At 35.1% G+C, this 13,691-nt stretch carries 13 protein-coding genes and 1 other RNA gene; 9 read left to right on the top strand and 5 right to left on the bottom strand.

What is annotated here, in order from left to right; translation table 11 throughout:
• Window positions 1-59: 59 nt before the first annotated feature.
• The 5 genes from BCB69_RS04220 to ffs all read right to left on the bottom strand — a co-directional run bounded on the left by BCB69_RS04220 (window position 60) and on the right by ffs (window position 3,291).
• On the bottom strand, window positions 60-326 hold the full coding sequence (locus BCB69_RS04220) for an ABC transporter permease (protein ID WP_159049972.1): 267 nt from the start codon (window positions 324-326) through the stop codon (window positions 60-62).
• 3 nt (window positions 327-329) lie between these two features.
• Window positions 330-920: a recombination mediator RecR gene (recR, locus tag BCB69_RS04215; RefSeq protein ID WP_069177105.1), complete on the bottom strand. Its 591-nt coding sequence runs from the start codon at window positions 918-920 to the stop codon at window positions 330-332.
• Complete coding sequence (locus tag BCB69_RS04210) at window positions 920-1,246, bottom strand: YbaB/EbfC family nucleoid-associated protein (protein ID WP_022513859.1); 327 nt, start codon at window positions 1,244-1,246, stop codon at window positions 920-922. Before BCB69_RS04210 ends, recR begins: the two co-directional genes overlap by 1 nt.
• A 39-nt stretch (window positions 1,247-1,285) precedes the next feature.
• Window positions 1,286-3,100: a DNA polymerase III subunit gamma/tau gene (gene dnaX, locus BCB69_RS04205; protein WP_069177104.1), complete on the bottom strand. Its 1,815-nt coding sequence runs from the start codon at window positions 3,098-3,100 to the stop codon at window positions 1,286-1,288.
• A gap of 10 nt (window positions 3,101-3,110) precedes the next feature.
• Window positions 3,111-3,291, bottom strand: an RNA gene (gene ffs, locus BCB69_RS04200) — signal recognition particle sRNA large type.
• A 163-nt stretch (window positions 3,292-3,454) separates the two neighbouring features.
• Between ffs and fumC the strand changes: the two genes are divergently transcribed.
• The 9 genes from fumC (at window position 3,455) to miaB (ending at window position 13,691) form a co-directional block, all read left to right on the top strand.
• On the top strand, window positions 3,455-4,840 hold the full coding sequence (gene fumC / locus BCB69_RS04195) for a class II fumarate hydratase (protein WP_022513857.1): 1,386 nt from the start codon (window positions 3,455-3,457) through the stop codon (window positions 4,838-4,840).
• A 177-nt stretch (window positions 4,841-5,017) separates the two neighbouring features.
• Complete coding sequence (rbsK, locus tag BCB69_RS04190; RefSeq protein WP_022513855.1) at window positions 5,018-5,908, top strand: ribokinase; 891 nt, start codon at window positions 5,018-5,020, stop codon at window positions 5,906-5,908.
• Window positions 5,896-6,300, top strand: a complete 405-nt coding sequence (gene rbsD / locus BCB69_RS04185; RefSeq protein ID WP_022513854.1) for a D-ribose pyranase — start codon at window positions 5,896-5,898, stop codon at window positions 6,298-6,300. Before rbsK ends, rbsD begins: the two co-directional genes overlap by 13 nt.
• Window positions 6,301-6,323: 23 nt before the next feature.
• On the top strand, window positions 6,324-7,805 hold the full coding sequence (locus BCB69_RS04180; protein ID WP_069177103.1) for a sugar ABC transporter ATP-binding protein: 1,482 nt from the start codon (window positions 6,324-6,326) through the stop codon (window positions 7,803-7,805).
• A 1-nt stretch (window position 7,806) separates the two neighbouring features.
• Window positions 7,807-8,745, top strand: a complete 939-nt coding sequence (locus BCB69_RS04175) for an ABC transporter permease (protein WP_069177102.1) — start codon at window positions 7,807-7,809, stop codon at window positions 8,743-8,745.
• 41 nt (window positions 8,746-8,786) lie between these two features.
• Window positions 8,787-9,668 (top strand): ribose ABC transporter substrate-binding protein RbsB, encoded by an 882-nt coding sequence (gene rbsB / locus BCB69_RS04170; RefSeq protein WP_069177408.1) that lies wholly within the window; start codon window positions 8,787-8,789, stop codon window positions 9,666-9,668.
• A gap of 194 nt (window positions 9,669-9,862) precedes the next feature.
• Complete coding sequence (murB, locus tag BCB69_RS04165; protein WP_069177101.1) at window positions 9,863-10,762, top strand: UDP-N-acetylmuramate dehydrogenase; 900 nt, start codon at window positions 9,863-9,865, stop codon at window positions 10,760-10,762.
• A gap of 54 nt (window positions 10,763-10,816) precedes the next feature.
• On the top strand, window positions 10,817-11,659 hold the full coding sequence (locus BCB69_RS04160; protein WP_022513849.1) for a P-loop NTPase family protein: 843 nt from the start codon (window positions 10,817-10,819) through the stop codon (window positions 11,657-11,659).
• A 694-nt stretch (window positions 11,660-12,353) separates the two neighbouring features.
• Window positions 12,354-13,691, top strand: coding sequence for a tRNA (N6-isopentenyl adenosine(37)-C2)-methylthiotransferase MiaB (gene miaB / locus BCB69_RS04155; RefSeq protein WP_022513847.1), 1,338 nt, complete (start codon window positions 12,354-12,356; stop codon window positions 13,689-13,691).

Below are 13,691 nucleotides of genomic sequence, written 5' to 3'. Positions count from 1 at the left end.
GAGTTTCCTGTCTTTTTATTTTATGTTTTTACAATAAAAAAGCCTTGATCAAGGCTTTTTTAGAATAAAGAATGTGCGATGGCAAGAATAATTGTGCCCGGGATTCCGGCTAGTGCAACTATAATACCATCCATGGCTGACCAATTCATTTTACAAATATGAAACCAGTCAAGGAATAAATATAATACACCACCTAATACAATATTAGTGATAATTCCTTTTACAAATCGACCGAATAACCAAAAGCCGATAATAGCAACAAGAATTCCTGTAATACCAAATCCCATAACTGAATTAAAAATAGAGTGTATCATCATTTTCTCCATAAACTATATTTCTCTACGATTTTCTACAGCGCCTGCTAATGTTATTCCATCAGCATAACCAATATCACCACCGGCAGGAAGCCCTCGAGCAATACGAGTAACTTTTATTCCGGTAGGTTTTATTAGTTGGGATAAATAATAAGCTGTTGCTTCGCCCTCAGTATCAGGATCCGTGGCAACAATAATTTCTTTAACTGTAGAATTTTCTAATCGATGAAGTAATTCTTTGATTTTTAATTGTTCAGGACCAATACCGTCAAGAGGTGAAAGAGCACCGTGAAGAATATGATAAAGCCCATGATACTCTTGACTTCGCTCCAATGCTTGTACATCTTGTGGTTGTTCTACCACACAAATAGTAGTGAGATCACGAGAGACATCATTGCAAATTGGACAAGGATCAGACATGGATAAGTTACCGCAAATAGAACAGTAGCAACTATTGGTACGAGCATATTGAATGGTGGTAATAAATGAATCCACTTCTTCTTGCGGAAGTTCCAATAGGAAATAAGCAAGACGTCGAGCACTTTTTACCCCAATACCCGGAAATCGACGAAATTGTTCCGCAATAATTTCTATAGCGTCTTTCATTAAAATAAGCCGCCTGGAAGTCCAAGACCACCGGTAACTTTGCTCATATTTTCAGAGACCATATCATCTACTTTACGGGAAGCTTCATTAACAGCTGTAGCGATAAGATCTTCTAACATTTCAGCATCATTGGGGTCAATAGCATCTTTTGAGATTGTGAGAGATGTAATCTGTTTATCACCATTCATAATAACAGATACTGCACCGCCACCAACTGTTACATCTACTGTTTTTTGCTTTATTTCATCTTGTAATTTTTTCATCTCTTCTTGCATTTTTCGTGCTTTTTTCATCATGCTTTGCATTTGGGCTCTATTACCAAACATAATATCCTCCTTATTGATGATAAGTTATTAATTTATTTATTATTCAATCTTTTCATATATATCACAGTCAGGCATTAATTTCAAGGCTTCTGCCAGGACATCGGCATTCCTATCTTTTTCAGGGATATCACTTATTTCAATTTTTTTATAAGAATCTTGTGAGGATTCTTTTATTTCTTCTGTCATAGAATCCGAGTCAGCTTTATTTAATAGAGATAAAACCTCGTCTTCTTCAGTAGTACCTGCTAAAACTGTTTTAGGAGTGTAAGCAGTTCCTGTTACCTTTTGGAAAGCATCAGAAATAACTTTTTGGTAAGATTTATTATTGCCTGCTAACACAAGAAATTTTTGAGGGACAGAAATAACAGCACGAGCTCCTCCGACATAAATTAATTTACCTTTTTGAAAACATGTAAATACATCAATTCTTGGTATGCTCATAATACAAGATAAAATATCTTTCCACATTTTATCGTAAGAGGTAGGCGGAAGAATGGTTTTGTCTTGTGATGGGGTCGTTGATATGGATGCAGGTGTAGATTCTTTTTCTTTTGTTTTAATACTTGCTGTATGTAGAGCTTTATTTGATGGAAGTTTTTTTTCTATACGTTTTTTCTTTGTTGTATTTAAAGAAATATCTATGGATACTTTAGGGGGGATACTACTTACAGGTGCCTTTTTATTAGAAATAAAAGAGTCGTTTCCGGAAATAAGTTTATTTTCCAGATCGCTAATTCTTTTTTCCAGTTGTTGTATTGTTAAATTCGCATCATATCTACTTAAGCGAAGTAGTCCAATTTCTAACGTAATTCTAGTAGATGCAGAATTTTTTACTTCTACGTAAATATGTTCAAGTTCATTAAAAAGCCAGTCTAAATAGGCATCATCTAAGTCAGTAGCCGTTTTTATGATGGTAGGAAGTGATTTCCCATAAGCAATGAGTGTTTCTGACTCAGGATTTATTTTACAAATCATAAGATCTCTGAAATAAGAAAGTAGTCCTGATAAAATAGATAACGAATCTTTCCCTTCATCAAGTAATTTATAAAAAGTTGTCAATACTTTTCCTTTTTCGTGAGAAAAAATATGATTAGCCATAGTAATTAAGGCATCTTTTTGTGTAAGTCCTAAGATGTTGTAAATAAAATCAGATGAGATGCTTTTTTTATTTGTGGAGCTTATACATTTGTCTAAAATGGAAAGCGCATCACGCAATCCACCTTCTGCTTTTACCGCAATTAAATTAGCGGCTTCCTTATCCAGATTAAATCCTGTCTCTTTAGCAACATATAAAAGATGATTGCTGATGTCTTTTATGGAAATACGATGGAATTCATAACTTTGGCAACGAGAAAGAATGGTCGTAGGAATTTTTTGAGGATCTGTTGTTGCCAGTATAAACACTACATGAGCAGGTGGTTCTTCCAATGTTTTTAATAAAGCGTTAAATGCTTCTTTAGATAACATATGTACTTCGTCAATAATATATACCTTATATTTAGAAGTGGAAGGTAGAGCCATTACTGATTCACGAAGTGATCGTATATCATCAATGCCTCGATTAGATGCAGCATCAATTTCATATACATCTAGACTTGAGCCGTGATTAATACTTTCACAGTTTTGACAGTGATTGCAAGGATTTACTCTATCCGGTTCTAAACAATTTACTGCTTTGGCGAGGATTCGTGCCATACTTGTTTTACCTGTACCACGAGGACCTGAAAATAAATATGCATGAGCCAAGCGATTTTCGGAAAGAGCACGTTCTAAAGGAATAGCAATATGTTTTTGTCCAATAACTTCCGTAAATGTAGATGGACGCCATTTACGATATAGAGCTAAATAAGCCATGTTGCCTCCAATAAAAATTGCAATTCTGATTTATGACAGCCTTCAGGATATACTATGGCACATAAAACGTACCACTTACTGATGCTTCCTCTCGGACCTGACAGGATTCATGGGGCCTTATTGCATAGGTCCCGAAGACTGCCATAAATCAAAATTGCAAAATGATGTAAAAGTATTATAACATACTTAAAATAAAATAGGTAGAATAGATAGAGGAATGCAAAGTTTTTATTTACATATATCATAGCATGAATAGTGAACTTATCGGAAGTAGTCTATTCACGCAAACATCATAACGTGTTAGAATAAAAATATATTTTATCGATTTAACTTGTTGTTAAAGGAGTGGCATTCATGGAATTTAGAAAAGAATTTGATGCTTTGGGTGAAGTTTTAGTTCCTGCAGAACATAAATGGGGAGCTCAAACAGAAAGATCTTATCAGAACTTTAAGATTGGGGAAAGAATGCCCAAAGAAATTATTTATGCAATGGCAGTACTTAAAAAATGTGCCGCAAAAGTTAATTTTGATATGGGGAAAATAGATCGCTTTAAAAAAGATGCGATTATGGAAACTTGTGATGAAATTATCAAAGGACAATGGGATGATGAATTTCCGTTAGTGATTTATCAAACTGGATCCGGAACACAAACAAACATGAATGTTAATGAAGTTGTTGCTCATATTGCTACTGAAAAATTACAAGCAGCAGGCAGTGATAAAGTAGTGCATCCTAATGATGATGTAAACTGCTCGCAATCTTCCAATGATACCTTTCCAACAGCTATGCATATAGCGGCCGTTAGAGCTTTGCATGATTATTTATATAATCCGTTAGATGAGTTAATTACTACATTCCAGCTTAGAAGTGAAAAATACATGCATGTTGTAAAGATTGGTCGTACTCATTTGCAAGATGCAGTTCCCTTGACTCTTGGTCAGGAAATGTCCGGATGGATGAGTATGCTTAGACATTGTAAGCATATGATTAAAGCTGCTGAACAGCATTTATTAGGACTTGCTATTGGCGGGACTGCTGTAGGTACAGGATTGAATGCACCTAAAGGATTTGGAGAAGCTGTTTCTTCAGAAATTTCTATACAAATGGGATTACCGTTTTATTCAGAGGAAAATAAATTTTATGCACTTACCGGTCGTGATGCGATGGTATTTGCACATGGTGCTTTAGAAGCTTTAGCAATGAATGCTATGAAGATTGCTAATGATGTTAGAATGTTAGCTAGTGGACCTAAGGCAGGTTTGGGAGAAATTTCTATACCGGCTAATGAACCGGGATCTTCCATTATGCCGGGGAAAGTAAATCCGACACAATGTGAAGCGGTAACTATGGTTACCTGTCGTGTTCATGGTAACCAATCGGTTATTTCTATGGGGGCATCACAAGGAAATTTTGAGCTTAATGTTTTTGCTCCTGTTATGGCGGACGCATTTATTGAGTCTGTAAAACTTTTGGGACAGTCCTTATATTCTTTCAATAAACATTGTGCTCGTGGAATTAAACCTATTGAAGAGAAAATGAACGAGTTGGTACAGCGTTCATTGATGTTGGTTACTGCATTATCTCCTGTTATTGGACATGACAGGGCGGCGGATATTGCTAATAAAGCTTTTGATGAGAATTTAACTCTTAAAGAAGCAGCTATAGCTTTGGGATATTTGACTGCTGAAGAATATGATGAACATGTAAATCCTAGAGCGATGACAATGGTAGAAGAATAATATTATTATGTATGAAGGTCTTATAATGAAAATGTCACTTATGGAGGTGGCATTTTTATTATGTTTTATACTTTATACGTTAAGCTATATTTTATATGTATGCATAAATGTAGACAAATTAACTGAAAATGATTTATCATTAGAAGTTGGATAGAGTACATTTTTATGGAGGGTACTATGCATATTGCAGTTATTGGTAGTTGTAATGTAGATATTACTGTAGAAGCTTCACGTAGACCTCATGCAGGAGAAACTATCATTGGAAATAAGCTGTTAGTATCTCCCGGTGGCAAAGGTGCTAATCAAGCAGTTGCTGCAGCTCGGTTAGGCGCTAAAGTGTATATGGTGGGATGTGTTGGTGATGATGCTTATGGTCAGATGATGATAGAGAGTTTGCATGAAAATCGTGTTGACACTACCTATGTAATTACCAAGAAAGGTGTATCTACAGGAACTGCACATATTACACTGGCAGAAGGAGATAATAGTATTATTGTTCTTAAAGGTGCTAATGATTTGGTAGGCATTGAAGAAATTGATAGAGCATGGTCAATAATTTCAACTGCTGAAATAGTACTACTTCAATATGAAATACCGATGGATACTATTGCATATGTTATTAAAAAATGTAAAGAACAAGGGATTAAAGTGCTTTTAAATCCGGCTCCTTTTACAGAAACTCCTCGTGAATGGATGCAGTCTGTTGCATATATTACACCTAATGAGCATGAAGCAAAACTTTTGTTTGAAGGACAGACTAGAGATGAAATTTTGGCTATGTATCCGGATAAAATGATTATGACAATAGGGGCAGAAGGTGTAGCTTATAATCAGCAAGGAAATCATACAGTAATTATTCCAGGAATAAAAGTGCCGGTAGTAGATACTACGGGCGCAGGGGATACTTTTAATGGTGCTTTTGCTGTTAGTATAACAGAGGGGTTACCTATTAAAGAGGCGATTGCATTTGCCAATGCAGCAGCGGCCTATTCGGTTCAAAAAATTGGAGCACAAGGTGGTATGCCTTTGCGAGAGGAATTGGAGGACATGTTATTATGCAAAAAATAGGGATTCTAAATAGCCATATAGCTAAAGTGTTATCTGATTTAGGGCATACCGATCAAATTACTATTGGGGATTGTGGATTACCGGTACCTGATAATGTGCTGAAAATAGATTTAGCTCTCACTTTAGGAAAACCTGAGTTTATTGAAGTCGTTAAAGAAGTAGCCAAGTATATGCAAGTGGAAAGAATTTATGTAGCAAAGGAAATGGAAATACAGAATCCTACACAGTGGAAAGCATTACACTCTGTATTTCCGGTAACTGAAGTAGAGTGGGTAGTTCTCTCCGAGCATGAAGAATTTAAAAAAATGACAAAGCAGTCAAAAGCTATAATTCGTACTGGAGAAATTACTCCGTTTTCTAATGTTATTTTTGAATCCGGAGTAATCTTCTAATAAGAAGGAAGAGGTAGTAGATAATGGATATTATTCTGAAAGAAATAACCAAGTCTTTCGGACAGAATAAAGTTTTATGTGGAGTAAATTTTCATCTTCGAACCGGAGAAATTCATGCTTTAATGGGTGAGAACGGTGCCGGAAAATCTACGATGATGAACATCTTAACCGGCTTGCTTAAGGCAGATACAGGTTCTATTCTTGTAGACGGGAAAGAGATGGTTTTTAAAAATAATTTAGAAGCAGAAAAGCATGGTATTGCTTTTATACATCAAGAACTCAATATATGGCAAAATTTATCAGTTTTAGAGAATCTTTTTATGATGAATCAACCCAAAACTGCATTAGGATTTGTTGATTTTAAGAAGATGAAAGAGATAGCTCTTAATAAATGTAATGAAGTGGGGATTAGTCTGCCTCTTGATGAAATTGCCGGGAATTGTTCGGTAGGACAGCAACAGATGGTGGAGATTATTCGTGCTCTCTTATCGGATGCAAAAGTGGTTATTATGGATGAACCTACCGCGGCCTTAACAGAAAGAGAAACTGATTGCTTATTTGAGGTGATGGGAAAACTTAAAAAGCAAGGTGTTTCTATTATTTATATCTCACATCGTATGGAAGAAGTATTTGCTAATTGTGATATGATAACCGTTATGCGTGATGGGCAAACAATTAGCACTCGACCGACACAGGAAACTACCATGGAACAAATTGTAATGGATATGGTGGGGCGTACGATGTCTGAATTTTACCCTAAGAGAACAGCTGTACCCGGAGAAGAAATTTTTAGAGTGGAGAATTTTACTCGAGAAGGGGTATTTAACGATATATCATTTTCTTTGAGAAAAGGTGAAATTCTCGGTGTGGCAGGATTAATGGGTGCCGGACGTACAGAAATTATGCGTTCTATTTTCGGTGTAGATGAACATCAATCCGGTAAAATTTTCTGGATGGATAAAGAAATTCAAATAAAAAAACCAAAGGATGCTATTGCTTATGGATTTGGCTTTGTAACAGAAAACAGAAAAACAGAAGGGTTGATTCTTGATTTTTCTATTGCAAAAAATATTGCATTGTCAAGTGATAGTAGGTTGGCATCCAGAGGGTGGATTGATGATAAAAAAGAATTCGAATTCTCCAGCAGACTTTCTAAAGCTCTTGGTGTAAAAGCACAAGATATTCGTCTTCCTGCCGGAACACTTTCCGGCGGTAATCAGCAGAAAGTGGTTATTGCGAAATGGCTTGGAATGAAACCGAGATTAGTCATTTTAGATGAGCCGACTCGAGGAATTGATGTCGGAGCAAAGAAAGATATTTATGATTTAATGAACCGACTGACAGAGCAAGGTGTGAGTATCATTATGGTATCTTCTGAATTGCCTGAAATTATAGGTATGAGTGATAGAATTATGGTTATTCATGAAGGTTCAGTTGCAGGCATTATAGATGGTCAGGATGCTACACAAGAACGTGTTATTACACTGGCTACAGGAGGAATGTAAAATGAGTTCTGAAAAATTTAAAAATTTAGCCAGAGAAATGGGGCCGTTCATAGGTTTAGTTATTCTTTTTATTGTGTTGGCAGTACTCAATAATGATTTTATTAATCCGGCAAATATCAAAAATTTACTTCGGCAAGTATCTATTAATGCTTTGATTGCATTTGGGATGACTTTTGTTATTCTTACCGGTGGAATTGACTTATCCGTAGGAAGTATTTTGGCTTTATCCAGTGTATTTATGGCCAGTGCCATTACAAACGGAATGAATCCGGAAGTAGCGGTTTTATTATCGGTTGTTGCTGGTGTTGGTTTAGGGCTGGTTAATGGTATTATTATTGCATATGGGAAGGTAGTTCCTTTTATTGCAACATTAGCGACTATGACGGTCTACCGAGGTGCTACTCTTGTATTTACTAATGGGAATCCGATTAGCGGTTTAACTACAGATGCTGTTTTTAAAGCCATTGGTCAAGGGTATCTTTTAGATATACCGGTACCGGCAATTATAATGCTCTTTACTTTCGGTATCTTATATTTAGTTCTTGGAAAAACACCTTTAGGACGCCAAACCTATGCTGTGGGAGGAAATGAAAAAGTTTCTTTTATTTCCGGCATAAAAATAAATCGTGTAAAAATTTTTGCATATGCTTTATCCGGTTGCTTATGTGCATTGGCAGGAGTTATTTTAACTTCTCGTTTAAATTCTGCACAGCCGACAGCAGGTGTTGGTTATGAATTAGATGCTATTGCAGCTGTAGTTTTAGGTGGAACTAGTATGTCCGGTGGTAAAGGGAGTGTTTCCGGTACATTGATAGGTGCATTAATTATAGCAACACTTAATAATGGGCTTAATATATTAAATGTTTCCAGTTTTTATCAACAAGTTGTCAAAGGGATTGTTATTCTTCTTGCAGTACTTATGGATCGCAAGAAATCGTAAGGAGGTACATTTTGGTGTTAAAAAAAGTAGTATTGTCTTGCATGATTGGTGCAGCACTTCTTTCTGTTGCTGGCTGTGGCTCTTCTGATGATAAAGCCGCTTCTTCTGATAAAAAAGTAATTATTGGTTTCTCCGTATCTACACAAAATAATCCATTCTTTGTTAAGATGGCGGATAGTGTAAAAGCAGAAGCTGCAAAACAGGGAGTGGAAGTCAAAATTGTTGATGCACAAAATGATCCCGCAAAACAGGCTAATGATATTTCTGATTTAATTCAGCAACATGTCGATGTTCTTATAGTAAATCCTGTAGACTCTGCAGCAGTAGGTAATTCCGTTATTTCTGCTAATGAAGCAAAAATACCTGTAATTACAGTAGATCGTTCTTCTGATTCCGGTGACGTAGCAACTCATATTGCCTCCAATAATATCAAGGGTGGTGAAATGGCTGCAGACTTCTTGGTTCAAAAATTAGGAGAAGGTGCTGAAGTAGCAGAGTTAGAAGGTATTCCGGGAGCTTCTGCTACACGTGAACGTGGAGAAGGTTTCCATAACATTGCTGACAATAAATTAAAAGTATTGGCAAAACAGAGTGCTGATTTTGATAGAAGCAAAGGTTTAACAGTAGCTGAAAATATGATTCAAGCTAATGCCGGAATTAAAGCTATTTTTGCTCACAATGATGAAATGGCTTTAGGAGCAATCAGTGCAGCAAAGAGTGCTAACAAGAATATTATGATTGTTGGTTTTGATGGCACAGAAGATGGAATGAAGGCTGTTGAAGATGGCGATTTAGTGGCTACTATTGCACAACAACCTGATAAGATGGGTGAAATGGGTGTAGATGCTGCTGTTAAATTAGCTAAAGGCGAAAGCGTTGAAAAGAATATTGCTATCGATCTTAAGCTCGTACAGAAACAGTAAAATAGAATTCAAAATCTATACAATCCTACAGACAACTTGATATAAATTGTAATACCCAAAGAACCGGTAATACCGGTTCTTTTTTATAATCATAAAGCAACGAATATAGGAAAATAGACATTATTTAGATGAGTAGATATAATATAAATTATATAAATTACTAATATAAGCAAATATAATGAAAAGAGAAATATATGAATTTTAATCTTTTTAAGAATATTTTAAATACAAATCAAATTAAATTATCAGAACCCATGAGTCGACACACTACTTTGGGGATTGGTGGGCCTGCTGATTGTTTAGTGTTACCAAATACACGTGAAGAGCTTTCACAAGTTGTACATATATTATCAAAAGAAAAAATTCCTTTTATAGTTATTGGTGGCGGTGCTAATTTACTGGTGAGGGATAAAGGTATTCGTGGAGTTGTATTGGTTACTTCACGAATGCAACAAGTGAATAAGGTGGATAATACTCTTATTGTAGAAGCCGGTGTCAGTACTATTCGTACAGCTGCTATTGCGTTGCAATATGGACTTTCAGGCTTGGAGTTTGCAAGTGGAATTCCGGGAACTATTGGTGGAGCTGCTTATATGAATGCAGGTGCTTATGGAGGCGAAATGTCACAGGTCGTTACCGGTATAACTTCTTGTGATAGAGAAGGGATATTTCATCGATATGAAGGAGATGAAATACGTTATGCTTATAGGCATAGTGCATTCATGGATAATCATGAAATTATTATAGAGGTATCGATTTCTTTACAGCCCGCAACCACTACTTCTATTAAAATGAAAATGGATGATTTTAATACTCGTCGCAGAAATAAGCAACCTTTAGATGCTAAAAGTGCCGGTTCAACATTTAAAAGACCGGAAGGGCATTATGTAGGACATATGATTGAAAGTTTGGGTTTAAAAGGATTTTCTGTAGGAGATGCTTCTGTTAGCACTAAACATGCAGGATTTTTAATTAATAAAGGGAAAGCGTCTTGCAAGGATATGTTGCATCTTATTGAAGAAATTCAGTATCGAGTGAAAGAACGATATAATGTAGATATTGAAACAGAAGTTCGTATTATTGGTGAGCAATAATTTAAGATTTATTATATTTTTGTATAGAGTATCCATAAAGCTGGAGGATAAAAAATGGAAGTAGTTGCACTGATTGGTCCACCAGGAACAGGGAAAAGTGATCGAGCACTTGTAGTTGCTTATGAAAATCATGCATCCTGTATTATTGATGATGGAATTCTCATTTATCGTAATCGTTTGGTAGCAGGGGCTTCTGCTAAAAAGGAAGCAAGCAAAGTGGCAGCGGTTCGACGTGCTATTTTTCAAGATCCCAAACAAGTACAAGATGTAAAAACTGCATTAGCGAGAATTCGACCTGAAAGAATATTAGTTCTTGGGACATCAGATCGTATGGTTATACGTATTACTGCAGCTTTAGATCTTCCGGAACCTACAAAGTATGTACATATTGAAGATATTGCAAGACCGGATGAAATAAAAAAAGCAAATGAGGCCAGATTTAAAGAAGGAAAACATGTTATTCCGGTTCCTACTATGGAGCTGAAACCTCATTTTAAGGGGTATTTGATAGATTCCTTAAAGTTGCTTCGATATCGTAAAAAAGGAAAATTATCTAAACGTATAACTAATGCAGAAAAATCTGTGGTACGGCCTGTATTTAGTTATTATGGAAAACTTGTTTTTGCAGATAAAGTGTTTGAAGAATTAGTAAAATATGCTCTTCGAAACTTAAAAGATACAGTTCATGTTACCGCTGTATCCGGAGATAAAAGCAACACACAAAATAATGGGTTGGTTTTAAACTTAGAATTAGAAGTTCATGGAGAAAAAAAGCCGGAAGAAATAAAAAAAATTGTAAATCAAATGAGGAGACTTATACAAAAGGAAGTAGAATATACAACCGGGATGTTTGTAGAAACGATTCGAATATCTTTAGTGACAAGTATATCTGAGTAAGAATTGGAAAATTAAAACTCCGGATTTTATTAATAAATCCGGAGTTTTAATTTTCCAATTCTTATAAGATTAGTTTTAAATTTTTAATATAGATTCTAGACTTGATACACGCTTATTGGTTTGAACTAAAGGTGCATACATTTGGGAATACTTTATTTTAAAATCATAAAAATCATAACAATTGACCAGCCAATAAATATTATCCAGTTAATGGTCTTTTTTCATGAAATAACCAAAATAAACTAAACAACCAACATACAATATTCAGACCCATATCCAATGTCATTTTTTATTGCCTCTTTTCTTGATTTTTTATGTTTTCTCTGAAGAATAGCGTATCAAAGTGGCGTATTATAATCAAGAGTAGAAATATTATCAAATAAAACTCAGGGATAAATAAAAAATCTTACATTAGGTTATGAATTGTAAAAAGGTGATACATCGAGGGGATATTATTTTGTTTTATAATTGGATTCCAACTTTAGACCATGTTACGTTAAAGAATGTAGTGTTCATAGTGTTTTTTGAGTAAATTTATGGTGAAGTTTATTTATATAAAAATTATAAAAAATAACGGAAATTTCTTTGAGAAGATTTCTTATCATGCTATTATAAAAGTAGTCTTTATTTTTATAATAAATTTTATGAATAATTAGTATTTATAGAAAATAAATACAATAGATGGGGATAGAAAATGGATCAGCAAGGCAATAAAAAATATTTTACAATTACTTATGGATGTCAAATGAATGAATCCGATTCTGAAAAAATTAATGGACAATTAGAGGAATTGGGGTATCTTCCTGCAGAACAGATGGAAGAGGCGGATATTGTAATTTTAAATACATGCAGCATAAGACAGAATGCAGAAGAAAAAGTATATGGGAAAATAGGGGAAGTTAAACAGTTAAAAGATAAAAATCCGCATGTGCTTTTGGGGATTGCAGGATGCATGGCACAAGAAAATCGGAGAAAATTAGTACAAAGAATGCCTATTATTGACTTTGTAATTGGTCCATATAATATACATAATTTACATGAAATTGTAACAGATAAAGAGGCTGTGGGTTCTCATGTGGTTTTAACGCAAATGAAACCGCAACGAGTAAGAGATTATTCCTTATTAAAAGCCTCTCGCAAAAGTAAAATTTTTGCTTGGGTACCCATTATGCAAGGTTGCAATAAATTTTGCACTTATTGCATTGTACCTTATGTACGTGGTAGAGAAACCAGTAGAACAATAGAAGATATTAAAGCTGAAGTTATATCACTTGCGCAAGACGGTTATAAAGAAATTACCTTATTAGGGCAAAATGTAAACTCCTATGGGTTGGATTTTAAAAATAACACCGATTTTTCTGATTTAATTCGGGCATTGGATACCGTAGAGGGGATTAAGCGTATTCGTTATATGACTTCACATCCAAGAGATATGACTAAAGAAATGGTGGATGTGATGGCAGCTTCTTCAAAAGTGGTACGTCATATGCATTTACCTGTGCAACATGGATCCAATGAAATGCTTAAACGTATGAATCGTGGGTATACGGTAGAACATTTCTATGAAATGGTGGATTATATTCGAGAAAGAATGCCTGACGTAGGTTTTACCACGGATTTAATTACAGGATTTCCCGGAGAAACAGAAGAAATGCATCAGGCAACTATAGCGTTACTTAAAAAAGTACGCTTTGATTCTGCTTATACATTTATTTATTCTCCTCGTAGAGGAACACCGGCTGCCAGTATGACAAATCAGATTTCTGATGAGATTAAACATAGACGATTAAATGAAATTATGGAAGTACAGAACCAAATCAGTTTAGAAATTAATAAAGAGTTAGAAGGACAAGATATAGAAATTTTAGTAGAAGGACCTACTAAACAAGATGAAAATCATTGGTTTGGTCGTACCTCTACAAATAAGATGATTGTCTTTCCTAAAGTAGAGGGAATTAAAATTGGAGATATTGTATTGGCACATGTCAATATAGCGCAAACTTGGATTTTAAAGGGCATAGTAAAGGATTAA

Source organism: Dialister pneumosintes, from assembly GCF_001717505.1.
GTDB classification, from domain to species: domain Bacteria; phylum Bacillota; class Negativicutes; order Veillonellales; family Dialisteraceae; genus Allisonella; species Allisonella pneumosinta.
Note: the sequence above shows the minus strand (reverse complement) of the source record. Positions and strands in the feature narration are given on the sequence as shown.

Excerpts from the sequence above, each read along its gene's own strand:
- BCB69_RS04220 (WP_159049972.1), bottom strand. The coding sequence starts at position 326 with ATGGAGAAAATGATGATACACTCTATTTTTAATTCAGTTATGGGATTT.
- recR (WP_069177105.1), bottom strand. The coding sequence starts at position 920 with ATGAAAGACGCTATAGAAATTATTGCGGAACAATTTCGTCGATTTCCG.
- BCB69_RS04210 (WP_022513859.1), bottom strand. The coding sequence starts at position 1,246 with ATGTTTGGTAATAGAGCCCAAATGCAAAGCATGATGAAAAAAGCACGA.
- dnaX (WP_069177104.1), bottom strand. The coding sequence starts at position 3,100 with ATGGCTTATTTAGCTCTATATCGTAAATGGCGTCCATCTACATTTACG.
- fumC (WP_022513857.1), top strand. The coding sequence starts at position 3,455 with ATGGAATTTAGAAAAGAATTTGATGCTTTGGGTGAAGTTTTAGTTCCT.
- rbsK (WP_022513855.1), top strand. The coding sequence starts at position 5,018 with ATGCATATTGCAGTTATTGGTAGTTGTAATGTAGATATTACTGTAGAA.
- rbsD (WP_022513854.1), top strand. The coding sequence starts at position 5,896 with ATGCAAAAAATAGGGATTCTAAATAGCCATATAGCTAAAGTGTTATCT.
- BCB69_RS04180 (WP_069177103.1), top strand. The coding sequence starts at position 6,324 with ATGGATATTATTCTGAAAGAAATAACCAAGTCTTTCGGACAGAATAAA.
- BCB69_RS04175 (WP_069177102.1), top strand. The coding sequence starts at position 7,807 with ATGAGTTCTGAAAAATTTAAAAATTTAGCCAGAGAAATGGGGCCGTTC.
- rbsB (WP_069177408.1), top strand. The coding sequence starts at position 8,787 with ATGATTGGTGCAGCACTTCTTTCTGTTGCTGGCTGTGGCTCTTCTGAT.
- murB (WP_069177101.1), top strand. The coding sequence starts at position 9,863 with ATGAATTTTAATCTTTTTAAGAATATTTTAAATACAAATCAAATTAAA.
- BCB69_RS04160 (WP_022513849.1), top strand. The coding sequence starts at position 10,817 with ATGGAAGTAGTTGCACTGATTGGTCCACCAGGAACAGGGAAAAGTGAT.
- miaB (WP_022513847.1), top strand. The coding sequence starts at position 12,354 with ATGGATCAGCAAGGCAATAAAAAATATTTTACAATTACTTATGGATGT.